The organism is Lysinibacillus sphaericus OT4b.31 (assembly GCF_000392615.1).
Lineage (GTDB): Bacteria > Bacillota > Bacilli > Bacillales_A > Planococcaceae > Lysinibacillus > Lysinibacillus sphaericus_B.
In genome coordinates, this window is the sequence record NZ_KB933398.1 from 2,364,205 (window position 1) to 2,387,519 (window position 23,315).

General features: G+C 36.5%; 24 protein-coding genes. 20 read left to right on the forward strand and 4 right to left on the reverse strand.

Annotated features, from left to right (window positions below; genetic code table 11):
- Positions 1-95: 95 nt before the first annotated feature.
- Genes nikB through nikE form a run of 4 tightly spaced genes read left to right on the forward strand, consistent with a single transcriptional unit; the run spans position 96 to position 3,479 of the window.
- Entirely contained in the window at positions 96-1,058 is a 963-nt protein-coding gene (gene nikB / locus H131_RS10795) for a nickel ABC transporter permease (RefSeq protein WP_010859169.1), read from the forward strand.
- A 1-nt stretch (position 1,059) separates the two neighbouring features.
- Complete coding sequence (locus H131_RS10800) at positions 1,060-1,884, forward strand: ABC transporter permease subunit (protein WP_010859170.1); 825 nt, start codon at positions 1,060-1,062, stop codon at positions 1,882-1,884.
- A 2-nt stretch (positions 1,885-1,886) separates the two neighbouring features.
- A complete protein-coding gene (locus H131_RS10805; RefSeq protein WP_010859171.1) occupies positions 1,887-2,675 on the forward strand; it encodes an ABC transporter ATP-binding protein in 789 nt (262 codons plus the stop codon).
- 12 nt (positions 2,676-2,687) lie between these two features.
- Entirely contained in the window at positions 2,688-3,479 is a 792-nt protein-coding gene (gene nikE / locus H131_RS10810) for a nickel import ATP-binding protein NikE (RefSeq protein WP_010859172.1), read from the forward strand.
- Positions 3,480-3,565: 86 nt separating this feature from the next.
- Here nikE and H131_RS10815 read toward each other — a convergent pair whose 3' ends face one another.
- The gene (locus H131_RS10815) at positions 3,566-4,126 is read right to left on the reverse strand and encodes a hypothetical protein (protein ID WP_010859173.1); all 561 of its coding nucleotides are present in this window, start codon (positions 4,124-4,126) and stop codon (positions 3,566-3,568) included.
- A 359-nt stretch (positions 4,127-4,485) separates the two neighbouring features.
- Here H131_RS10815 and H131_RS10820 point away from each other — a divergent pair, with 359 nt between their 5' ends.
- The 7 genes from H131_RS10820 (at position 4,486) to H131_RS10845 (ending at position 13,403) form a co-directional block, all read left to right on the forward strand.
- Positions 4,486-6,165 carry a methyl-accepting chemotaxis protein gene (locus tag H131_RS10820; RefSeq protein ID WP_010859174.1) on the forward strand — a complete coding sequence of 560 codons (1,680 nt, stop codon included), beginning with the start codon at positions 4,486-4,488 and terminating at the stop codon, positions 6,163-6,165.
- Between the two features lie 326 nt (positions 6,166-6,491).
- Positions 6,492-8,453 carry a methyl-accepting chemotaxis protein gene (locus tag H131_RS10825; protein WP_010859175.1) on the forward strand — a complete coding sequence of 654 codons (1,962 nt, stop codon included), beginning with the start codon at positions 6,492-6,494 and terminating at the stop codon, positions 8,451-8,453.
- 246 nt (positions 8,454-8,699) lie between these two features.
- Positions 8,700-8,849, forward strand: a complete 150-nt coding sequence (locus tag H131_RS24380) for a hypothetical protein (protein WP_155242406.1) — start codon at positions 8,700-8,702, stop codon at positions 8,847-8,849.
- 735 nt (positions 8,850-9,584) lie between these two features.
- The gene (locus tag H131_RS24385) at positions 9,585-9,740 is read left to right on the forward strand and encodes a hypothetical protein (RefSeq protein WP_155242407.1); all 156 of its coding nucleotides are present in this window, start codon (positions 9,585-9,587) and stop codon (positions 9,738-9,740) included.
- Between the two features lie 402 nt (positions 9,741-10,142).
- The gene (locus tag H131_RS10835) at positions 10,143-10,403 is read left to right on the forward strand and encodes a hypothetical protein (RefSeq protein ID WP_010859177.1); all 261 of its coding nucleotides are present in this window, start codon (positions 10,143-10,145) and stop codon (positions 10,401-10,403) included.
- 661 nt (positions 10,404-11,064) lie between these two features.
- Positions 11,065-12,345 carry a hypothetical protein gene (locus H131_RS10840; protein ID WP_010859178.1) on the forward strand — a complete coding sequence of 427 codons (1,281 nt, stop codon included), beginning with the start codon at positions 11,065-11,067 and terminating at the stop codon, positions 12,343-12,345.
- 413 nt (positions 12,346-12,758) lie between these two features.
- Positions 12,759-13,403 carry a hypothetical protein gene (locus H131_RS10845; protein WP_010859179.1) on the forward strand — a complete coding sequence of 215 codons (645 nt, stop codon included), beginning with the start codon at positions 12,759-12,761 and terminating at the stop codon, positions 13,401-13,403.
- Positions 13,404-13,622: 219 nt separating this feature from the next.
- Here H131_RS10845 and H131_RS10850 read toward each other — a convergent pair whose 3' ends face one another.
- Positions 13,623-14,273, reverse strand: a complete 651-nt coding sequence (locus H131_RS10850; protein ID WP_010859180.1) for a FusB/FusC family EF-G-binding protein — start codon at positions 14,271-14,273, stop codon at positions 13,623-13,625.
- A 461-nt stretch (positions 14,274-14,734) separates the two neighbouring features.
- Here H131_RS10850 and H131_RS10855 point away from each other — a divergent pair, with 461 nt between their 5' ends.
- From H131_RS10855 to thrS, 9 genes are all read left to right on the forward strand, one after another.
- Positions 14,735-15,133, forward strand: a complete 399-nt coding sequence (locus tag H131_RS10855; RefSeq protein ID WP_010859181.1) for a MarR family winged helix-turn-helix transcriptional regulator — start codon at positions 14,735-14,737, stop codon at positions 15,131-15,133.
- Positions 15,133-15,480, forward strand: a complete 348-nt coding sequence (locus tag H131_RS10860) for a DUF3147 family protein (protein ID WP_010859182.1) — start codon at positions 15,133-15,135, stop codon at positions 15,478-15,480. Before H131_RS10855 ends, H131_RS10860 begins: the two co-directional genes overlap by 1 nt.
- A 16-nt stretch (positions 15,481-15,496) precedes the next feature.
- Complete coding sequence (locus tag H131_RS10865) at positions 15,497-15,973, forward strand: GNAT family N-acetyltransferase (RefSeq protein WP_010859183.1); 477 nt, start codon at positions 15,497-15,499, stop codon at positions 15,971-15,973.
- Positions 15,974-16,064: 91 nt separating this feature from the next.
- Entirely contained in the window at positions 16,065-16,529 is a 465-nt protein-coding gene (locus H131_RS10870) for a hypothetical protein (protein ID WP_010859184.1), read from the forward strand.
- A 221-nt stretch (positions 16,530-16,750) separates the two neighbouring features.
- Positions 16,751-17,260, forward strand: coding sequence for a hypothetical protein (locus tag H131_RS10875; protein ID WP_010859185.1), 510 nt, complete (start codon positions 16,751-16,753; stop codon positions 17,258-17,260).
- 277 nt (positions 17,261-17,537) lie between these two features.
- The gene (locus H131_RS10880; protein WP_010859186.1) at positions 17,538-18,353 is read left to right on the forward strand and encodes a lipid II flippase Amj family protein; all 816 of its coding nucleotides are present in this window, start codon (positions 17,538-17,540) and stop codon (positions 18,351-18,353) included.
- Between the two features lie 38 nt (positions 18,354-18,391).
- Positions 18,392-19,003 carry a hypothetical protein gene (locus H131_RS10885; RefSeq protein ID WP_010859187.1) on the forward strand — a complete coding sequence of 204 codons (612 nt, stop codon included), beginning with the start codon at positions 18,392-18,394 and terminating at the stop codon, positions 19,001-19,003.
- Positions 19,004-19,189: 186 nt separating this feature from the next.
- Positions 19,190-19,594 carry a hypothetical protein gene (locus tag H131_RS10890; RefSeq protein ID WP_010859188.1) on the forward strand — a complete coding sequence of 135 codons (405 nt, stop codon included), beginning with the start codon at positions 19,190-19,192 and terminating at the stop codon, positions 19,592-19,594.
- A gap of 666 nt (positions 19,595-20,260) precedes the next feature.
- Positions 20,261-22,189, forward strand: coding sequence for a threonine--tRNA ligase (gene thrS, locus H131_RS10895; protein WP_010859189.1), 1,929 nt, complete (start codon positions 20,261-20,263; stop codon positions 22,187-22,189).
- A gap of 93 nt (positions 22,190-22,282) precedes the next feature.
- Here the strand turns inward: thrS and H131_RS10900 are convergent, their stop codons facing one another.
- Positions 22,283-22,771: a hypothetical protein gene (locus H131_RS10900; protein ID WP_010859190.1), complete on the reverse strand. Its 489-nt coding sequence runs from the start codon at positions 22,769-22,771 to the stop codon at positions 22,283-22,285.
- Positions 22,772-23,005: 234 nt separating this feature from the next.
- On the reverse strand, positions 23,006-23,173 hold the full coding sequence (locus H131_RS10905; RefSeq protein ID WP_010859191.1) for an aspartyl-phosphate phosphatase Spo0E family protein: 168 nt from the start codon (positions 23,171-23,173) through the stop codon (positions 23,006-23,008).
- Between the last annotated feature and the right edge of the window lie 142 nt (positions 23,174-23,315).

A 23,315-nucleotide genomic window follows, 5' to 3' on the forward strand; every position in this document is an offset into this window, starting at 1 on the left:
AGGCACATAGGCATATTGCTAAGCGCTAAGGCTGACGTGCAGAAAGGAGCCATCTCATGTGAGACGGCTCCTTTTGTAAGAGGACAGTTGGGGAAGTGAAAAAATTGTATGAATCCACATGGCTTTTTTGTCTAAAACGCATTATTACCCTACCATTTGTATTAGTAGGCGTATCTCTTATTACTTTTATTTTCGTTCGGTTTGTGCCTGTGGAGCCTGCAGAAGTAATTCTTAGACTGTCACGAATTGCTCCTACACCTGAAGCAATACAAGCACTTCGAGAAGAACTTGGAACTGACAAACCGTTGCTCATCCAATATTTTATCTGGCTAAAGGGCGTACTACAATTTGATTTTGGTACATCCTTTGTGAGCAAATTACCTGTTGGACAAGAAATTTTTGCAAAACTACCAGCTACTATCGAATTAGCATTTGCTGCTTTTGCCTTAATAATCTGTTGCAGTATACCTCTTGGGGTTATCTGTGCACTGTATAAGAATTCGATAGTTGACAAACTGATTGGTTTTTTATCGATTATCAGTGTATCGATTCCAACGTTTTGGTTAGGGTTTTTACTGTTGTATATATTTAGTTTAAAGCTTGGTTTTTTTCCGTCAAATGGCAAGGGAAGTCTTTCGCATATCGTACTGCCAGCGGTGGCATTAGCATTACCTGTGATTGGCTTATTTACCCAGTCTATCCGAACGAGTGTCATAGACGAATTACAAAAGCCATATGTCCATTATGCACAGTTAAGAGGTTTAAAGAAGCACATCATTTTAAGTAGACATGTGCTGAAAAATGCAGCTATCCCAGTGACGACGATGCTTGGCATGACGCTTGGCAACTTACTAGGTGGGGCTGTCATCGTAGAGCAAGTGTTTAGTTGGCCAGGTTTAGGGCGTTATTTAATTGAATCAATTATCAATCGCGATTATCCAGTCGTACAAAGTTATGTACTCATTATTGCCATCATTTATGTAGTGGCTAATTTATGTACAGATATTCTACAACGGGTGCTTGACCCTCGTTCTGCGATTATGGAGAGGAGGGGATGACATGAGCATATTTTATAAAATGTCTAGATTAACACGTATGCAATTCCTTTCGATAATTGTACTTATTATCATTGGCATGCTAGGCCTTTTCGCACCTTGGTTAATGCCAAATGATCCGTATGTAGTGGAGGTTTCTAAAAAATTTTTAGCGCCGTCATGGACGTATCCATTAGGAACAGACCATTTAGGTAGATGTACATTTTCACGTCTTTTACTAGGTATTCGCTATTCTGTAGGCTCTGCGGTATTCATTCAAATCGTTGCCAGTATCCTGGCTATATTGGTAGGAGCAATCGTTACGTTTAAAGGTGGCGTGATAGATTTCTTCTTTATTCGTATTTGTGATATTTTATTAGCTTTCCCTACGTTAGTACTTGCCTTTGGACTTCTTGGGATTTTAGGGCCAAGTTTAAAAAATGTTTTAGTAGCTTTGATTTTTACACAGGGTATTTATTATGCAAGAATTTTAAGAGGCCTGTTTTTGAGTATAAAAGAAAAAGAATTTATTCAAGCTGCAAAGGTCAGTGGAACATCGGGATTTCAGTTGATTTCCCGACACTTTATCCCCAATACAATCACACCAATGCTAACAATCGTATCATTGGATTTAGGAAAGGTCATTTTAGAAATTGCGGGCTTTTCGTTTATAGGCCTCGGTGTACAAGCACCAACGCCAGAATGGGGGATGATGATTAGTGAAGGCAAGCAATATATTCGATTACATCCTGAACTGATGTTGTATCCTGGAACAGCCATCGTCATCGTTGTCCTGCTAGTCAATGTTTTAGCAAGTAGTGTTAAGAAACTAAATCATCAAAAGGGGTAGCTATGAAAAATGAGACATTCTGTCATCCGATTCTAACGATCAAAGATTTACATGTCACAATCGGTGAAAAAAAAATTTTGAAAAATATTAATTTAAGCGCTGATAAAGGACGTGTATTAGGGATTATTGGCGAAAGTGGCTGTGGGAAATCCATGTTATGCCAAGCGATTATGCGGTCACTTCCGATTTGTGCTCAACAACAGGGACAAATTCTCTATAATAATCACGATTTAACAACACTTTCTGACGTAAACATGAGAAATTATCGGGGTAAACACCTATCGATGATTATGCAAAATCCATCTATATCATTTGATAGCAATCAAACCATTGACATGCATTTTCGAGAAACGTTAAAGGCTCACTTTACCATGAATAAAAAAGAAATAAAGCAAACGGCAATTTATTATATGAATAAAGTACATCTGCCGAATCCAGAAAAACTTTTAACTTTTTACCCCTTTCAATTGAGTGGTGGTATGCTTCAGCGTGTCATGATTGCGCTAGCTCTTGCAATGCAAGCAAACTTATTAATTGCTGATGAGCCGACGACAGCTCTCGATACAATCAATCAAAAAAATATTTTAAACCTATTTAATGATATTCGGACAGAAACGAATGCAACCATTATTATAGTTACACATGATTTAGGTGTAATTGCTGAGCTTGCGGACGATGTTGCGGTTATGTACAAGGGGGAAGTCGTCGAGCAAACCAATGTATTTGATTGTTTTGATAACCCACAGCATTCTTATACAAAAAAACTATTACATTCAAGGATTACAATTTAAAGGTGTGTGTAGATGACATTATTAGAGGTGACCAACGTAGTAAAGCATTATCCGTCTGGCCAGTCATTATTACGAAAAAAGCAACTTGTGCCTGTCTTACAAGATATAACATTTTCACTTCATGAAGGTGAATGCTTAGGATTGGTCGGACAAAGTGGTTGTGGTAAAAGTACCTTAAGTCGTATTCTTTTAGGTTTAGAGAAACCTACAAAAGGCATTGTACGATTTAATGGTGTCAATTTATATCAGGCAAATGCGAAGGAGAAAAAAGGCATTCGTAGAGAGTTACAGGCCGTATTTCAAAATAGTTTTAATTCATTTAATCCAAAGCAAACGATTGCGGAAATAATTGAGGAACCGTTACTAAATTTTGAACAATTTTCACGATTAGAACGTCAGCAAAAAGTAGTGGAATTACTTAATTGGGTTGAGTTAGAAAAAAATGTAGCGAATAAATTCCCCTGGCAGCTAAGTGGTGGGCAACAGCAGCGGGTAAATATTGCCCGAGCTATTGCTGTCCACCCAAAATTAATAGTTTTAGATGAAGCGATTAGTAGCCTTGATATGATATTACAAAAACATATTTTACAACTGCTACAAACGCTTCAACAACAATTGAATTTGTCGTATATTTTTATTTCACATGATTTAAATGCCACTCGCTTTATAGCAGATCGAATACTTGTGATGCAGCAAGGTCAAGTCGTTGATGAAATGAAGAAAGATGCTTCATTTCAACATCCTGCTGCACTTGAGTTGTACAATGCCATCTTGCCTATGCATCCAAGAGATTGTAAAAAATGAATGGAAAACAAAAAAATCGTAGTGTGTCGATTTGCTACGATTTCTTGCCATTGACTATACTTGCGTGAACCTCTATATAGATTACGCTATACTTTCGGTAAGTAAAGTTGATACATGGCAGTTTCTTCATCAATCGATTTGGCAATGTCAAATGCTTCTTGCTGGGATTTATGATTATTCATCATTTCATACATAAACCTTACAACAAACATTAAATTTGAGTTACCGTCTATGTAATCATCAGGACCTATATAGGAATGGCAACCACTTTTAAAAAATGCGTCTGCTAGTCGTTCATCTCCTAATGTACAACCCGGGGCGATGACCTTCACATCTTGCAGTTTTGAAAAGTGTAAGACCTCCTGAGGACCGAAGAATTCACCTCTTGGCTCACCCTCCTCATAGATATCCTCACCTAGTTCGGGTAGACAAAATCTTCCTTCATCTCCATGGAAATTTAATATCAAATAATCCATTTTCGACTCTCGATCTTCACCAGACAGAACATCAACCAAGTCACTTGGTCGCCCTATCCAATGAACCGTAACTCTTGCGCCAAAATACTCAAGCATTGAGCGTAATGCGAATGATTCCAGATCACAATCTGGTCCTACCACTAAGCTCACATATAACGCTGGTTTACTCATGTGATTACCCCTTCCTATATTTCAAGATAAATTAAGCGTACTACTATAAAGTCATTATAAACTGAAATTATCCTAATTTGGAAATATAATGAATAAAAATTTAATTTACAGTAAGTAGAGAGCAGGTAGTACATAAGCTGTCGGTTTTTCATGTAGAAAACAGTTGAACTGCTATTCGTCCTATATCTGAATGACTAGTAAAATACTCCTTAAAAAAGTCAATACTCTTTAATAGGAGTTTTTATTTTTGTCAAATATTAGATTTTATTTGTTATTATAGTATTAAGTAATATAGGAGGACACGTGAACTTACGCTATACTCAAGATGGCTAAGTACAATAGCGGAATAGAGGGGTCGTATGAGAATAACCGTAGAACGAAAACTGCAGTTTGCTTTTGGCATTGTTTTAGTATTTCTCTTAGGAATTACCGGCATTGCGATGTATTATTTGAATGAAAATAAACATACACTTGCGGAAATTGAAGAGAATACGGAATTTATCAATTTGTATAATGATATTTCCTTCCAAACGGTGCGTGCGAATGCAGCTATTCGAGGATACATGTTATATGGCAAAGAAGAAATGTTAGATAACCATCATGAAATTCGTGATACCTTACATAAGTCCATTGATCGTCTTGCATCATTAGGACAGGATAATGCAGATTTTAAACAATTTTTACAACAGTTAAGTGAGTGGGAAAAACCCATTGACGAGCAAATCGTACCATTATATCAAAACGGTGAACAGGCACAAGCACAGCAGCTAGCGTTACCAGTGCTTGGAGAAGGCTCTCAAAAACTTGTTGTCTTTGGCAAAACGATGGCTACTGCACAGCAGGAAGAAATGTTGGCACATATCGAGGCTACCAAACAAAGTGGTGCAAGAAGTGCTAAGGAAATCGCTGGATTAGCGATTGTTTCTTTGGTAATAAGTATCATCATTGCGACAGCTTTTGGTAGACGTGTGGCAAAGAATATTCAACAAACGGTTGTCGAGATGGACAAGTTCTCAAATGGCAATTTACAAACCCATTTACAATTTACAACGAAGGATGAATTTGCACAGCTCGCAGCTTCATTCAATACGATGTCTGAAAAATTGCGACATACTATGAAGCAAGTCGGTGACTCTTCTGAACAGGTTGCAGCGACATCAGAGCAACTGACTGCCAGTAGCTTGGAAGTAACACAAGCAACGGAAGTTGTCACAGAATCGATTCAAGATATTGCACAAGGGATTGAAAAACAAGATGCATTGACAGGGGATGTAAGAGATTTATCTTCCCATATACTGAAAAAAATGAATGAAATCTCAACGAGCATAGATAACGTAAATGATGCAACGGTCGAAACAAAAAATATGGCGAGTACGGGGCGTTCCTCTGTACGTAATGTCATTGAGCAGATGAATGAGATTACGGATAATACAGCTGAGCTTAGCACACGTGTCAATGATTTAGATGAAAACACAGCGGCCATTGTTTCAGCAGTCAATGTCATCAAAAATATTACGACCCAAACAAATCTACTGGCGATCAATGCTTCCATTGAAGCGGCACGAAGCGGTGAGCATGGCAAAGGCTTTGCTGTTGTTGCAGAGGAAGTTCGTAAACTAGCGGATGAATCAAATTTAGCTGCAGTAGATATTGAAAAGGTTGTGGCACAAATTACCAATAGCACGAGAATTATTGAAGAAGATATGGTCAATAGCAATGATTCCGTTACTGTTGGGCGTGAAAAAGTGAATGTTGCTCGCGACAACTTCCTTTTAATTGACCAGGCTATAGATGATGTGCAAGCGCAGACTGAATCCGTGACTGCGGCAATTCGTGCCATCCATGTTGACATTGAAAAACTAGTAAAAGAAATTGACTATATAAGCGAGGTATCGATGCAATCGAGTGGCAATGTCCAAAGCGTTGCAGCTTCATCGCAGGAGCAAAACGCCGCGATGGAAGAAGTAGCCGCAGCCTCCACACACCTAGCGAAAATGGCTATTGATTTACAAGAATCCATTCAGGCATTTAAATACTGATTACGTGAACCCCATGCATTTGCTGTAACGGATGATGCATAGGGGTTTTAACTGTGCAAAAATTGCAAATACATTAAATTATTTTATTTATGTAAAGAGCTCGTGAAAATGAAAAAAAGTATTTGAATTTGCGCATTTTGACCGATAAAACCTTTGGGTCAAATTTATCGATTGAAGGAGCGAGTATTGAAAAATTATATGTAGATGACAGCGACATCCTTTTCGAGTCTAATCATTACATCAAGTGGTGTGCACATAAAGGCATACGCAAAATAATCTTAAGAACAAGCTTTTATAACTTATGAAGACAAAAGGAGAATGGATGCATGAAAAAAATATTTGGAAGTTTTAAGGGCAAGCTCTATGTATTATTTGCACTTGTCTTACTCATCCCAGTTTGCTCAGTAGGAATCTTATCGTATATCTCATCGAAAGATTCAATTAAAGATGAAATTTTATTTAGTGCAAATGAAAGTGTTGGGATGTTAAATAATCTTATCGATAAAACCGTCAGTGAAAAAATACACGAAGTCGGTGTTTTTAGTGAAGAGATAAATGCTTCTATGTATGAAGAGGGAGAAGCGACTCTACGAACAACGTTCAAACAATATACTGCATTAAATCCAGGTACATTAAGTATTTATGTTGGAACACAAGACGGTGAATTTATTGTAGAACCAAAAAAGTATGAATCTGAAGATAACCCCTTGGAAAGAGAATGGTATAAAGAAGCTGTAGCGCTTAAGGGCAAGCCTTTTATTACAAAACCTTATGTAGATGCAGGAACTGGAGAAATGGTCGTTACAGTTGCTAGTCAGGTAAAAGATCAATCAGGCGTTGTGGCAGTAGATATAACACTGACAGAACTGCAAAAAATCTCAGACTCTATTACAATCGGAAAAAATGGCTACTCCTCTATATTTGGTGCAAATAATATGGTCATTTCTCATCCTACATTAGAAGCTGGAGGGGAATTAAAAGAGAAATTCTTGGATCAGATGCACGAAAGTGAATCTGGTACGTACGATTATTTCTATAACAATGATCATCGCACCATGTTTTTTACTACGAATGAATTAACCGGTTGGAAAATTACAGGCACCATTTTTTCGAAAGAAATAGATGAATCAGCGTCCTCTATTTTAGCTACTACGACTCTTGTGTTAGTCATTGCCATTATTTTAAGCTCTATTGTCGTATATTTTGTGTTGAGAGCAATCATCAAACCAATTAGAGCCTTAAAAGATAGTGCAGTAACAATTAGTAAAGGTGATTTAACCGAGAAAGTGAAGATTACCTCGAATGATGAAATAGGGCAATTGGGACAAGCCTTCAATGACATGCAGGATAGCCTTCGTACCCTGATTAAAAAGATAGAAGTAAATGCGGAGGAAGTTGCATCTTCAGCAGAAGAGTTAACCGCAAATGCCGATCAGACGAGCGAGGCAACGGAAAAAGTGGCCATCTCTATACAAGAAGTGGCATTAAGCGCAGACACACAAACAACGAATGCGACAAGGAATGCGGAATCGTTAAATGAGCTTTCAAAAGCAATTCTACATGTGGCGGAAATATCGTCCACAGTGACGGATCTGTCTCAATATGCTACGAAACAGGCTGATGAGGGCGGACAAGCAGTACAAGATACCAAAAATCAAATGAATTCAATTCATTTATCCGTCACAGATTCAAACAGTAAAATTCAATCTTTACATGAACGATCTCAACAAATCTCGTCAATTTTAGATGTCATTACAAGCATTGCCGATCAAACCAATCTACTCGCGCTCAATGCAGCTATCGAGGCGGCAAGAGCAGGGGAGCATGGCAAAGGCTTTGCAGTAGTTGCCGATGAAGTACGCAAGCTGGCTGAGCAATCACAGCAATCAGCAAGTCAAATTTTCGAGCTCATTCATGGTATTCAGGAAGAAACAAAACAGTCTGTTCACATCATGGCAAAAGTGTCAGAGGATGTACTCGATGGTTTACGTGTATCAGATGAAGCAATCGCCAAATTCCAAGTGATTATGACAAGGATGAATGAAATTACACCTAAAATGGAAGAAGTTTCTTCTGCATCAGAACAGATGTCTGCTAGTGTTCAAGAGGTAACCGCAATTACGGAAGATTTGGCTTTCTCAGCTAAAGGGAATGCTTCCGCATCAGAAGATGTTGCTGCTTCAACTGAAGAACAATTAGCTTCAATGGAAGAAATCAATGCATCCGCACAAGCACTATCTCACATGGCAGATGAATTAAAAGGGCTAATCAGTCAGTTTAAATACTAAAAAAAACATACTAACATTAGTAGTACAAACCAAGGCCATGGTTTGTGCTACTATTTTTTTATAGTAGAAGTGAAGAAAAGCCGACCAGCCTCTGGGACCATTTATGAGTCCGTATATAAAACCGGCTAACTTCATGCCCTTATATAATCAGTTTAGTATGTTGGGTCCAAGAGATCGTGTATAAGAAAGTGGAATCGATAAGGTACTGTGAAGGCTTCTATGATTGGTCAAAAGGAGAAGAATGAGATGAAACATGTCATTGCGTTAGATGTCAGTAAAGGAAAAAGTACCGTTGCGATTTATGATGGTCACCGCCAATGTGTGTGTAGTAACTCTCATTATACAGGATTTGGGGAGGTGCTCTATTTTCTTGTCATTTTAAGCTTAGAGCCGTAAGGTCTCAAAATTACGAAATTGACTCAATTATAAGAATATTACTGAAAAGGGTCACTTCCCATCCAAAAGTGACCCAAACCAACAAATCGGGAGGTGTAAGGCTATATTAGCTTTACATTACTATTATTATGATTGGATTACTATGTTTATATAGTTCATTGCCTTTGAATTAGATTTAAATTAAAAAAACCGCAGCGAGGGAAGTTGCTGCAGTATAGAGATTAACTGCACAATATGTTATTTCTTTTCATCTTTTTTACTATCCCATGCCCATGTTATAAACGCATAAACAATAGTCGCAAATAAGGAACAAAAAAAATTTTCACTCAAATCCCAATTACCTTTTCTGAAATAATCTCCAACTGATAAAAGTAAAAACAATATGACGAAGTAAAAAATATATAAGTATTTTCTGATAAATGTCATTTGAATCACCTTAATATGTATTTTATGTAAATTGTAACATAAAAAAAGCTGCAACGAAGGGAGTTGCTGCAGCTTTAAATCAGTAGAGAAAAACTTTATGACAATATTTATTTTGTACACATTTTGTTTATTTATGCATTAAAAAAGCCGCAGTTCAATCAGACGCTACAGCCTAGAATTGATTCATGCCCATTGATGTTGCACTGACAGCATTATACCACAACTTAGGAGGGCAAAATTAATGGGCAAACAAGGGCAAAATAAAGTTATAAAGAAAATTTATTACACTGGATTGAGCATTATCGATGGATGGTTGAAACGATTGAGGAAGCAAGACAGCCAGTAGAGAAGGTTGATAACGGCAGTTACATTAGAGCTAAAACAACTATGTATGGCATCGAGGCAACACTACCAAAGGCAAGTGGTGGTGCAAGTGATCCAGTTCTTGGCATTTATAAAAATTAATTACCAGGAAGGCGACCGACGACCCATAAACTTGTTCGGGGCATGACATACATGACCGGCCTATATTTTTTAAAAGATTAGGTATCTAAATAATATAAAGGACTAAAAGGAGCTGAACGGAAATGCACTGTAAACTAAAAACAATTTGCTTTCCAATATAACATGATGTAGACCTACCACAATTTTGCAAGTGAGCTATCGACAATTAAATAGGTTTACCACAAAAGATGAGCCTTCACCCTGAGCGGGATGGAGGTTTTTATTATGCTTTGAAGACTGCATCAAACAGCCAATACAAAATGTGATGTGAGGGCGGAGTTTGGTGTAGTTTTGAGAGTGAATTTGTAGAAAATTGTTCCAATTTGTTACTTCTCACATTATGATTGAGTGGGAGTGATTGGAATGTATAGTATAGGGAATTTTATGAAGCTTATGGAATTACAAGAGGAAAATAATTTACTTGAAGCTGAACTAAATTTGCTTGCAGAAAACAAAGTTCAACTAGAAATGAGACATGCAATTATTAGCTTGAACGATAAATTATTACGGTATTTGGAAGCGTGGGGTTTTAAGGTTCAGAGCAGAGATAATAGATTTATAGCTTCGTATAAAAAAGGGACTATTAGCACAGAAATTATAGAAGACGATACGCACTCAAATTAAAGATAAATAACAATGAAATTGATACAATAAATTCAATTGTTTCACCTAGGATATACTATAGGGCTCAAGAAACTGTTGAGGATGAACATTTTGGGAAACAGATAATGGATGTTCAGAATAAAATTAAAGAGAAAATGGGCTTATTAACCAGTTATAAAGATTTGAAATTTGAGTATCAAAACAATAAAAATGATATCTTTTATTCTGAAGAAGAGTTAATTGAAACATATTTTGGATAGAGTAACAGACGCACCTTCAGTAGTAAGAGGGTGTTTTTATTTTGCCTTGAAAAGTGAGTATCGAGCAGAGTTTCCTCCCCTTTGATTCGTCGGTACTTGCTTTTAGAGTGAAATAATTCATCAAAATGTTATTACATATTTTCAGTATTCTAACTTAATATTAGATAAGAAAAGCACCCCTTCCAAAATATTTTTCCTAATAGAATCCATTCACGTTCGACCACGAATGGATTTTTTCGAAAATATAAATAATGGAAAATTATTAATATTATATTCTTTGATGTATTTATTATAAAAAATAGTATTTTTTTCTATAATTGAAATTTTATATATGATATACTATTTTTGTTTTACATAGAAATTGGTAATAATTTGTTGATTGAAGAGGAGGGGAAATAACATCTTTAGAAGGTGTGATTGGTATGAGTAAATTGAAACATTTTTTTGGAAAGTTAAATAAGATTGATATGTTTTCACCGTATTTCTTTTTACCGTTTATTTTAGTGCTATATTTCTTTACAAGCTTATTTGATTGGCATAAATTTGAACAATTCAGTGTACGTATATCCATATGGCCAGTCGTTATTTTAGCTCTTGTCTGCTATTACATAGGTGTATATATGATCGATAAACGCCAGTGGACGATTCCTTCATTCGGGCTGTCGCTCCTAGGAAAATATGTGATTCACTTTGTTATTATATTAACTTTGCTTGGGCTAGGTGCCTATTTAATGATGATTTTTAGTGGCGACTTAGGGATTACTGACGAAGCAAACCGCCGTAATCTAGACCCAAAGTTAAACTTCTTTAGCCAGTTATTATGGTTTGGGACTTTATTGCTGTTGTCTTATAAAATGATTTTGGAAAAGAATATGACATGGAAAAAGGCAATCATCTACGGTTCAATTTTCGCGGTGGTGATGTTCCTGTTCTTATTAATGGGCTATCGAACGCCATTAATCATCATGTTGTTTACAGGAATCATCATTTTCCACTATGTGGTTAAACGAGTAAAGTTGACGTGGTTCTTAACGGCATTAGTCGTGATTGGTGTTGCTTTCTCAATGTTTGGATTTATACGTGTCCTCACAGAGGATTTATCAAAAGATTTTAATAACCGTGATCAACCGAATGTGGAATTAACAGCAGAGGCAAAAGAGAAGCTATTAACGGCTGAACAAAAGGTAAACTTAACACCAAAATGGATGCGTGCCATAAACGCGGAAAGTGTAACAAGCCATATCGTTTTGAGTAAGATTATTGAGTATACACAAGATGAAGGGCACTTAAATGGTGAAATGCACAAGGGGATTTTCAATACGATTTTACCAGGTGAACAAACTTCACCTCGCATGAAGGTAACAGAAGTCGTAAACTCAATAAGTGTAAAAGATGGTATATTTATTACTCGTGAAACACGAACAACAACCCCGACCTTTATAGGACAATTGTTCTTAGATGGTGGTTATTTGTTAGTGGCGATTGGCTTCCTGTTATATGGTGTGTTAATTTCATTAATCTATAATAAAGTGAAGCAGGAGGGAATTCGCAGTTTCCATACTGTAGCATACGCATTTATTATTACGTTGTTTACCGTATCGATGCATACGGGTTTACTAGATTTAATCTTTATTTTAATGCTTGGGTTTGTGATTATCGCATCCTCTATCATTAAAACGGACAAGCGAAAACTTCAATCTTAGAAAAGATAGGCTTCACCAAAAAGTCGGTTTACACTTGCTTTTGGTGATAGCCTTTTTTTGTGGGGTATATTGAAAGGTGTGTAAATATATTGAAACTTTTTGCTGTTTTAACCGTATAAGTAAAGAAGTGAGGTGGAAACACATGCTCCAGCTCATAATATATGGTGTCATCATGTATTGGTGGATGGTTATTACTAGATAAGTATTTTTACAAGCGATTTCAAATTCCAAAGCAACCAAGCATGATGGATAAAACGGTTCATACAGAAGCGAGAGAATTTCTAATAGGCCTTTATCTTCTTAAGTAAATGTTAATGTTGAGCACACTTGCTTATTTTGTTAGTTATTTGAGTATTATGTCTGTATTAATGCGAATCTAAATTAGAATGTACAGACAAGAGGAGGGGTGATATATGATAAAAAGTAGGCGTTACTTTAGTATAGCCATAGTGCTGTTATTCGTTGGTATATTGCTAGCGATGCCGTACCCCGATGCGTTGAATAATATTAGCGATGTTGTTTTGTTGAATGTTCCTATCGTTACACTTGATGCTATTCAAGTAAAGAGTATATTTGCAATCATCTTACTAATCGGAAGTCTTTATTTCTTAAGGAGGGCATTGAAGAAACATTTCTTTATGGTATATGTAACTGTGATTTTAAGCTTTGTCTTTATACCATCTTTCTTTGTTTATATCTATCAAATTACATTTGCAACAGGCATTGAGGCAATATCGTTTGAAGCCTATAAAAGTGATTGTACATTTGAAATGCTGGATGAAAATACTTTACAAGGGGCTTGCCTATTAGCGCTACATAATTTAAGTAAGGATGATGTTACGTTTCAAGTAGAATTTAATGATGCCCACTACAAGGAAAAAATGATCTTCATGAATAATAATGCACCATACGAGGTTACGCTTCACGGACAACAAAAAAAGCTAGTGAAAATTAAGACAGTAATGGATATGACACAAATGGAAGGTCACATTGATGAAGGCAAAATATCCAATCTAAGTATTAAGATCTCAGCAGGTCATCAACAACGGAGGATATAACAGGGTTACGTTTAGTGAAGGATAATCAATAAGCTATACAACATTACATAATACTTTTATATTGCCAAAGAGAAAACGATACTATCCAAAATAGGTGATGGATAAGTTAGAGAATATTCAAACAGTACTCCTCAAAAATTTAAGGGACATACTCCATTTAGAACCGAATAGCTGAGCTAAATAAAAAGCCTTCTCCCTATCAAGGAGAAGGCCCGTTTATTATTGTGTGATGCGATTGAAAAAAGCATTTACTTTTTGCATATCAGCTACATGCTGATTACAGTTGGCACTGTCCGCACAAATGTAATTACTGTGATTGGTAAATGTTCCAACGACTTGGCCTTTAACGGAAGTTGTAAAAAGACCAACATCGGAGTGACGGTTACAGATCGCACAAATACCACGAATCGTACTGTTTGCGAAAATACCTTTAATGGCTTTTAGCTGCTCTTCTTGCTCGATGAGTACATATTTTCGATGCGTACCAGGATCATCCCAAGCTAAATAGCACATTTGCCGAAAATCCATATCATTCAAACTTGGCAACTTTAACTTTTTTTCCTTTTTGAACAAGCTTTTTATCGTACTTGCTGTGACTGGTTTGAAAGGGATGACGTAGGGCTTTAAACTTTCTAAATAATCCTCACCCTGTTTACGCTCTGTTACGGTAAATAGCGTCTCGATAAGCTGAGCTTCGGCAGCAGTCATTGTAACCTTCGTTGTAATTTCAGTTTCAACAATACCGCGAACGGCGAGAATGACATTTTTATCTTTTGTTGTAGCAAGTGCTTGTAAGATTTTATTCATTTGTTGCTCGAGTAAATGATAGTTAGCAACCGTTAAAAACGGCTGGATTGTTTGTTTTTCCATGTGAAATCACTCCATTACATATAGGCTTTTGGTTGTGGCCTAAAGAGATCATCCATTATGTTTCATCTGGGTTAACTTAATCTAGATCTCTTTGACCTGCAAAGATGTGGTTCTAGTGCAAGCATTACAAAAGAATGCGACCATTTCGATTCCTCCTTGTAAAGAAAACTACAATTATCTTAACATTTTAAGGAAACGAAATAAAGAAAAGGAGTAATTTATTTGTAATACATGCACTACTTATTATCAAACTCAGGAGATAGAGGCAGTTCATTTAAAATGTCGATAAATAGCAAAAGTTGGGAGGTAAATCACAAAAGATGGGTGATAAAACAAACAAGTTAGGCGATAAATCCAAAAAGTTAAGGGATAACGAGATACCCTCCTAAAAAAATCCTCTTTTAATATATCGATAATTACGATATAATCGTTTCTAACGATATAATAAAGGAGTAATAGTCATGATTCAGGATATAAATAATTATTTTACAACCATTTTCTATCATCTGCACACTACACATGAGGATGTTATTTCGCATCAGAGTGTCCGCATATTGCAAATGATTCAAAAGGAAGATGAAGTGACGGTTCGTCAAATTGCCGAGTTATTGAATATTTCACAAAATACAGCGTCTGAACATATAAAAAAACTAGTACGTAATGGGTGGGTGCAAAAGGAGCGGGCAGTTGATGATCAGCGCAAAGTGAATCTCCACCTAACGGCGCAAGGGCTAACTGTCGTAAAGAAAAACACTGAATTGGATGATCAGAAGCTACAGTATGCACTAAATCATTTATCAGCTAGTGAACAGCAAACAATCTTACAGGCATTTCGTCTATTAAGTGAGGTGTCGAAGTAATGTATACACTGTTAAAAATTCTTAGCTCCGCAGCAATTATTGGTATCGTAACAGAGGTGGCAAGGAGGTTCCCTACATACGGGGGCATTATTGCAGCTCTACCACTTGTCAGTATTTTAAGTATTATTTGGCTGACGGTTCAAAGTGAATCGAGTGACCATATCCAACGATTTACAGTTGGTGTTTTGGTCGGTCTTCCAGCAACGATGGTCATGCTTTTTGTCATCTATATGGCGATGAAATCATCCGTCCATATTGTGTTTGCGATTGGACTGGGCATTATTTCGTGGGCGGTGTTTTTAGGTATTCAAAAAGCGGTTGCGGGTGTATTTCATATTTCAATTTAGAGTAGGAGATATATAAATGTCAATTGTACTAATTCAGCAGTTGCCTCAACAAAAAGTTTTGCAGTTTTTTAAAGAGCATTGGGGAAGCACAGAGATGGTTATTTCCAGTGGCATCTATGACTGTAGCCAATTAGATGGCTTTGCTTATGTTGATGAAGATCAAACAATTATGGGCCTAGTCACCTATATTATTCGTGGTGAGACATGTGAAATTATTTCGCTCGATAGTATAGATGGTGGAAAAGGTGTTGGTTCATTACTTGTACAAGCCGTAGAAAAAACTGCAGCCCAAAATGACTGCATCATGATGACGCTTATTACCACAAACGATAATTTACCAGCATTAAGATTTTATCAAAAAAGAGGGTATCATTTAGTAGAAATCCTACAAAATGCAGTAGAGCTTGCAAGAGCTAATAAGCCTGAAATCCCATTGATTGGCGATCAAGGTATTCCGATACGTGATGAAATTGTATTGAACAAAACATTGTAAAGTACTGTGAATTTTTGATAATGAAAAAATCGATTCCACTGGCAATGATTTCTCGCTATACTTGTTGTGAAGCAGGAAAGAGAGGAATAGAATGAAAAAAGTACTATTTGTTGTGTTTTTTAGTTTGTTTGTGGTGGGGGCTGTTTTGATTATCTATCTAAAAAGTAATCCACCACTTGTCATAAATGGTTATACAAGCCTTGATGATAATTCAACGGTTCGATTTATAGAAATTGACAATAAGGGACTGCGGGAGATTCAGTTACAGAGTATTGTCGTCAATGAAAAGCATCCTGAAAGTGTTGAATTGGTGGTAAGTAAGTCTGAGCCATTTGAAGCAGAAACTAAAATAGAAGGTAATCCAAACTTTACATTTCATAAATTACAGCAAGTGAAGATTTTCCCTAGTCAATACATAGATAGACAGGCAATTGGCAAGCAGCCACAGCACTACGCTCTAAAGGTAAATGCTTCAGATATCCAAAAGATTACCATTCAGTACGAATATTTAAAAATGCCTTTTACAGTAACTGCTGAATTGCAAACGACCAAATAGAAAAAAATAATGAATGAGCGAAGTCAATGAAAGCTTCTATCCTCTACGATTTCACAAATTAATGGGATGCCTACTTATTACTTGATAAGTAAGGCATCCCGTTTTTTGTCACATCATTTATGCCCATGTCATATCCTAAGATTGTTTGGTGAAAACATACTATTATACCCAAAACATGGTAATCTATTGGTAATAGTAATTGGGAAGATAGGAGGGGTCTAATGGGGTTGATTATTATTGGCGTCGTGCTTGTCATGTGTATTTTTATTGCGATTTTAGTTGCTGTATTTAAACTCTCAAAAGAAGATATTAAACTTCAAGTAGCAGCGACGTGTGCAGGGAAAAATGAGTTGGATCAGGCTATTATAAAGATATATTTTACATTCTCAATTGGCAAACTCGCCAGTCGCAAAAAAGAAATACTCGGTACTATTGACTGGTCAGAAGGATGGATGCCAGTGTGCTACAATTTGAAAGAGCAGGGGGTATTTAAAGAGGAGCGTTTACTCGTTTCGCAGGGTGAAGATTCGTATGCAACTTTTGAATTTGATGCCACAAACGCGGTAGACGAACAGGGGCAAGGGGAAGGCTATGTCGTTTTAGTATTAGAGAATCCTACAAATGTGACGAGCTTTCGAGCTGGCATCGTACTCGCCGTAACTGCCAATATGGTAACCTATCAACTTTCAGAGTCTACAAGTTGGAACAATGAGTTTGTCATAAACCATTAATTAATCTATAAAATGCTATTCACAAGGGAAATCTTATGAATAGTATTTTTTTGTTTTTGGAAATAAAATGTAAAATATAGTGTTCAACGGAACTTATTAACATCAATTTCGTAAAATATAATAATGAAAGGCGTGTTTGGCTTAAATTCTTCACTTTATTTTAAAAAAAAGAAAGGGGAAATAGAAAACACTCACCAAAATGGTGACAGCATTTTCAGATGAATAAAAGCGTGAGTGCTTAGAAAACAAGCGCTTGCTGAAAAGAAGGTATAAATATTTGGACATATTAACGGAAAAGCTCATCATTATATCTTTATTCATTCTCATCATACATTCCATTGAAACACTCGCATATGCAGTGCGTTTATCGGGAGCTCGTGTGAAATTATTAGCTTCGGCACTATCACTGTTTAATGTCATGGTAATGGTATCAAGGTTAGCGAATATGATGCAACAACCCTTTACAGGGAGTTTGATAGATAAAGCACCCGAGGAAAACACCTTTGCGTTTGTAGAGCAGCAATTTCGCATTATTATTGGCTCTGCTTCACTCGGAACTTTACTAGGTATTCTTTTGTTACCAACGTTTGTAGCCATTTTTTCGAGAGCAATTATTCATTTGTCAGAGGAAAGAGGATCTATTCCTGGACTTATAAAAAAGGGCTTTAGTATGGAATATTTTAAACGAGGGATGAAGCATATACGTGTGCCGAGCTTCTCCTATTTAAAGGGAATCAGTTGGCGCGACATCCCACTTAAATTATTTATCATTAATGTAGTGATTACAGCGATTTATACGATAGGTGTTTTGTCGGCACTTTATGCTTCTTTATTGGTGCCTGAAAGAGAGACAACGGCGGTGATGGCTTCGGGACTTATCAATGGGGTGGCGACGATGTTATTGATCGTATTCATTGACCCGAAAATTTCAATTCTTGCAGATGATGTAATCAATCAAAGAGGTAGTTATCTTAGTCTAAAAAGAGTCTCGGTAATGATGATGGGGTCTCGTTTGTTAGGAACAATCTTAGCACAAGTTTTATTTATCCCGGGTGCCAAATATGTAGCATGGTTTACCCAATTTATGGTGTAAATCATTATTTTTTATTATTTAATTTAAGGAGGAGTAACTTGAACCGAGAATCTGATAGTGGTCCAACAGATCATTATGATGAGCAACTTCTCACGATTGATGAACAAATTTGTGCGTTAATACAACAGCGTAGAAACCTTTCAAACAATAATCCAGGTCTTCCTCCAGATGAGGCAATGTCAATATGGGCTAAAAAATACGGTTTTTATGAAGCCTATCTTGCCTCGTTATTTTACATGATGAGAACGGAGAATCATTATAAACCACGTGTTGAACCAACTGATTTTAGGAAGTACATCCCCGTTTTAAAATCGCTTGAAAAGGATGGACGAAATTACACGGTAAGCTTTATACGTCAATATGAAAATGCTAGCGTTGTACAACTTCTCGTCGATTGGGATGCTACAAATGATACGCCCATAAATCTTATTCAAAAATCTTCTCGCAATCATTTTGAGTTGTCTTTAGGGGAACCTTATGAATGTCGGTTGGATTGCAGTGGAGGGTCAACAGGACATTATAGTACTAACTTTGTTGTTACGCCACCGTTGCCTGACGATATTGCAGGACTAGACTTTGTCTTTAAAGAATACAGTGACGTCTTTGGAGAAAAACCTACAGGATTAGCAATTGTCATGCAAGGGGACTAACTACTTTTCACTTCCACTGTGTTTGACAATTCATATGTAAACGCAAGATTCAAGGGAGAGTAGCGTCGAAGGGGAATATTATTTGTAAGAGGGTGATTTCTCCTCTTGCTTGCATTTTTATGCAATATAGGAAGTAGGTCATAAACTATAGTGAGGGGTTTAGTTACACCTGGGAATATTCATCTTATGTTACTAGGGTTAGGAATAAAAGGGGGACTAAAGAAAGAAGTGAAATCGATGAAAAAATACTACTGCCTGCTGTTAATGATTTTCATATTAGGTGCATGTAGCGAGGGCTCTCAAGAAGTACATTATGTGGCAAAAAGCGAGCATTGGAAAGCAATTTATCACAGTAATACCAATAACGGCTTACAGCTAATTTATCTTGGTGATGAACTAGAACTTGGCGATTTACACATAAATATTGAAGGTGCACAAGACTCACTGGATATGTTAGATATTCGTGTAAATAGTGATGGTAAAGTTAGTATACCTAAAAAAGATATGGCTAAAATTTTCAATGAAAGTACCTCCGAAACGATTATTCAAATTAGTTGGCAGTCAAACAAAGAAATATTAGATGTTCAATAAGTCTTGAGATTACGGGCTTTTTCCCGCATGAACGGTCAGTAAGCCCGAGATGGTCTATGCACTGACCGTAAAAGCCTGATTGGTTCAACTAGCAAACCATGGGAGTTGAAGAAAACCCCCATGGTTTGCTAGCACTCGATAGGTATACATACAATAATTGGAGTGTATTATGAAAATATAACAGACGAAGATGATGCACGGACAACATAAATTGCTTTTGGAGTGTGTGATGACGAAACAATGAGGAATAAAAATATTTTTTTATGGTGAAATAGCTGTAAAAATACATTGCTGTATCAACAAATAAAGAGAATTCAGCGTACATTAAAAATAATTTTCAATTATTGACAAGTTATGGCGTGTCCGATATAGTGAATATCAATTTCATGAAACAATGAAAACAGCGATGATTAGGACATGAGTTTTGATTGAACGATTCACAGAGAGGGAAGTCTAGGCTGAGAACTTCCTAATGCAGCATCAAACCTTACTACCTAGGAGCAGTGCTTGGAAACTTGCACCGTGTATGCGACGTTACAGCATAGTCAATGAGCCACTAGAGCATCTAGTGGGAATTTGGGTGGAACCACGGGTAATTAACACATACTCGTCCCTTTTTGGGGCGGCTATGTGTTTTTTTATATTTACAGAAAAGGAGAAGAGAACATGTCAAATCAATCAATTAACATTCAGTTTCCAGATGGTAAACAACAAGTATTTACAAAAGGTGTTACACTAACCGACATTGCACAAGCGATTAGTCCAGGTTTACGTAAGAAAGCAATTGCAGGAAGTGTCAACGGAACCATCATTGATTTGACACGCCCGATAGTGGAAGATGCACAAATTACACTATACGATGCTCGCTCAAAAGAAGGAATAGAGGTTATTCGTCACTCAACAGCTCATTTATTAGCACAAGCTTTTAAGCGCTTATTTCCAACAGCTCAATTTGGTGTAGGGCCGGTCATCGAAAATGGATTTTATTATGATATCAACATGGCACATACGCTTGTACCAAGTGATTTACAACAAATAGAAAAAATGATGAAGCAAATTGTTCAAGAAAATATTCAAATCTTGCGAAAAGAGGTAACGCGAGGAGAAGCGAAACAGCTATTTGCACACGATAAGTTAAAGTTAGAGCTCCTAGAGGATATCCCTGAAAACGATATTGTGTCGGTTTATGAACAGGATGAATTTTATGATTTATGTCGTGGGCCACATGTATCTTCAACAGGTAAATTACAACATTTTAAATTAATGCATGTTTCAGGTGCGTACTGGCGTGGTAATAGCCAAAATCAAATGTTGCAACGTATTTATGGCGTAGCATTTGCGACAAATGAGGAAATGAATGATTACTTTGTTTTCTTAGAAGAAGCTGAAAAGCGCAATCATCGTAAACTTGGAAAAGAACTTGATTTGTTTATGTTTTCAGAAGAAGCACCTGGTATGCCATTTTACTTAGCAAATGGTCAAATCATTCGAAATGAATTGGAGTCCTTTTTACGCAATCTACAAACAAAATATGACTACCAAGAAGTACGTACACCGTTGATGATGAATCAGCGCTTATGGGAACAATCAGGACATTGGGATCACTATAAAGAGAATATGTATTTTACACAGGTAGATGAACAAAGCTTCGCTTTAAAACCAATGAACTGTCCAGGGCATATGTTGATGTTCAAAAATGAACGCCATTCTTACAGAGATTTACCGATTCGTATGGCTGAATTTGGTCAAGTTCATCGTCATGAGTTTAGCGGCGCTTTAAATGGACTTCTACGTGTACGTTCGTTTTGCCAAGATGATGCGCATATTTTTGTGACACCTCAACAAATAGAGGACGAAATCGCGCTCGCGCTAAAAATTATTGATCAGGTGTATAAGGTATTTGGCTTTCAATACGACATTGAATTGTCGACACGCCCTGATGACTTTATGGGGGATATTAAGCTTTGGGACCAAGCCGAAGCGGCATTAGAAAACGTACTAAATCATTTAGGATACCCTTATATAATGAATGAAGGTGACGGGGCATTCTATGGACCAAAAATCGATATTCATATTAAAGACGCCATTAAGCGAAGCCATCAGTGTGCAACAGTCCAACTCGATTTCCAATTGCCAGAGAAGTTCGATTTAACATACATTAATGAGCTAAATGAAAAAGTAAGGCCTGTCGTCATTCATCGTGCTGTTTTTGGCTCACTTGACCGTTTTCTAGGCATTTTGATTGAACATTTTGGAGGTGCCTTCCCAACATGGTTAGCACCTCAACAAGTAAAAGTGATTGGTGTAACAGATTCGCATCAAGTATATGTACAGCAAGTGATGCAAGCCTTACAACAGGAACAAATACGTGTTAGTGAAGATAATCATCAAGAAAAACTTGGGAAAAAAATACGAGAAGCCCAGATGAAAAAGATACCGTACATTCTAGTGCTCGGTGACAAAGAATGTGACAACCAAAGTGTGACAGTTCGTAAATACGGTAAGTCAGAATTAACGACTATGCCACTTCAGCAGTTTATAGAGGAAATAACACAAGAAATTTGGGATAAAAAGTTGCCTGGTCGTGATTTATAGAGAAGTTGACAATCTATTTTTAATGTAATACTTCTAGAAATGGTTTTTCATGCATACTATTAACTATAGAGATTATATAAACTAACTCTCTATTCATTGACTATCAGCTTGTTGATAGGGGTTATCGTAATGATGATAATGACTTCCACCGAGAAGTATGCTTTTTGTTTCGGCATCAATGACAACGAATTTATGGAATTCTTCTTGTCCATTTTGATAAAAAGATGCCAAAAAATATACTTGTCGATTCGGATGAATAAATGTGTGATTGGAAAGATCCATTTTGTCATTGGCATGATTCGTTTTCACATTAAATGTATGCTCAGCATCCGGTACGTCTTTAAACAGTATTTTTTGACGCATACTAAACGTAGCATTGTTATATTCCTCGTAGATTGTTCTATCTAATTGCTGATAAAATTCGTCTTTATCTAGAAATGATTTAGTTTGATTGACAGGGTATTGTAAAGTTGGGCTGGATGTTTCAACGGGTGCACAAATATTGTCTGTCGAAACTTCTGGCGTTGTTTGAGGTTGAAACAAGTTCGAAATAACAACCAATGATAGAAATAATAACTGCATGATTGTACCTCCTGATTTAGCAATAACAGTAGGTTTCCCTAATTCTTGTTATGTATACATTGATTTACATACTTGTATATGAGGGAAGTTGCTATTAAGGAGGCTATAAGGTAGCCGTGGCAATAATCTAATTTTGTGATGATAAAACCAGCCATGCGAACGTTTCGTTTTGACTGGTTTTATTGTAAATAAGTATGCTAAATGAAAGTTATTTATAAAAACTCCTCCTTCGACTTAAGATGCTTGCTTTAAATATCTATTCAGTAATACATCTAATTCTTGACTACAATCAACGACTTTGGGATGGGTAAATCCTAAATCTTTTGCCTTTTTGTACATAATTCTTCTTTTAATTTCAATTTCAACCTTCAAGAATTGTTTAAGTAAAAAATTCACAAACATAATTTCCTCCTATGATTTTCTCCATATTCATGAAATAAATTCTAGTGGCCTCGATTCAACTTTTTCATTGTATATCACTTAAATTAAAAAATATGTCATATTGTGTATCGGAAAAGAAATTCGTAAATTAGTCACACATAAG

Coding starts and splice junctions, on each gene's coding strand:
- H131_RS10875 (WP_010859185.1), top strand. CDS start 16,751: ATGGGGTTGATTATTATTGGCGTCGTGCTTGTCATGTGTATTTTTATT.
- H131_RS10905 (WP_010859191.1), bottom strand. CDS start 23,173: ATGTTTGTGAATTTTTTACTTAAACAATTCTTGAAGGTTGAAATTGAA.
- H131_RS24385 (WP_155242407.1), top strand. CDS start 9,585: ATGGTTGAAACGATTGAGGAAGCAAGACAGCCAGTAGAGAAGGTTGAT.
- H131_RS10870 (WP_010859184.1), top strand. CDS start 16,065: ATGAAAAAAGTACTATTTGTTGTGTTTTTTAGTTTGTTTGTGGTGGGG.
- H131_RS10800 (WP_010859170.1), top strand. CDS start 1,060: ATGAGCATATTTTATAAAATGTCTAGATTAACACGTATGCAATTCCTT.
- nikE (WP_010859172.1), top strand. CDS start 2,688: ATGACATTATTAGAGGTGACCAACGTAGTAAAGCATTATCCGTCTGGC.
- H131_RS10845 (WP_010859179.1), top strand. CDS start 12,759: ATGATAAAAAGTAGGCGTTACTTTAGTATAGCCATAGTGCTGTTATTC.
- H131_RS10835 (WP_010859177.1), top strand. CDS start 10,143: ATGTATAGTATAGGGAATTTTATGAAGCTTATGGAATTACAAGAGGAA.
- H131_RS10900 (WP_010859190.1), bottom strand. CDS start 22,771: ATGCAGTTATTATTTCTATCATTGGTTGTTATTTCGAACTTGTTTCAA.
- H131_RS10840 (WP_010859178.1), top strand. CDS start 11,065: ATGAGTAAATTGAAACATTTTTTTGGAAAGTTAAATAAGATTGATATG.
- H131_RS10865 (WP_010859183.1), top strand. CDS start 15,497: ATGTCAATTGTACTAATTCAGCAGTTGCCTCAACAAAAAGTTTTGCAG.
- H131_RS10815 (WP_010859173.1), bottom strand. CDS start 4,126: ATGAGTAAACCAGCGTTATATGTGAGCTTAGTGGTAGGACCAGATTGT.
- H131_RS10820 (WP_010859174.1), top strand. CDS start 4,486: ATGAGAATAACCGTAGAACGAAAACTGCAGTTTGCTTTTGGCATTGTT.
- H131_RS10850 (WP_010859180.1), bottom strand. CDS start 14,273: ATGGAAAAACAAACAATCCAGCCGTTTTTAACGGTTGCTAACTATCAT.
- thrS (WP_010859189.1), top strand. CDS start 20,261: ATGTCAAATCAATCAATTAACATTCAGTTTCCAGATGGTAAACAACAA.
- H131_RS24380 (WP_155242406.1), top strand. CDS start 8,700: ATGAAACATGTCATTGCGTTAGATGTCAGTAAAGGAAAAAGTACCGTT.
- H131_RS10805 (WP_010859171.1), top strand. CDS start 1,887: ATGAAAAATGAGACATTCTGTCATCCGATTCTAACGATCAAAGATTTA.
- H131_RS10855 (WP_010859181.1), top strand. CDS start 14,735: ATGATTCAGGATATAAATAATTATTTTACAACCATTTTCTATCATCTG.
- H131_RS10860 (WP_010859182.1), top strand. CDS start 15,133: ATGTATACACTGTTAAAAATTCTTAGCTCCGCAGCAATTATTGGTATC.
- H131_RS10825 (WP_010859175.1), top strand. CDS start 6,492: ATGAAAAAAATATTTGGAAGTTTTAAGGGCAAGCTCTATGTATTATTT.
- H131_RS10890 (WP_010859188.1), top strand. CDS start 19,190: ATGTTACTAGGGTTAGGAATAAAAGGGGGACTAAAGAAAGAAGTGAAA.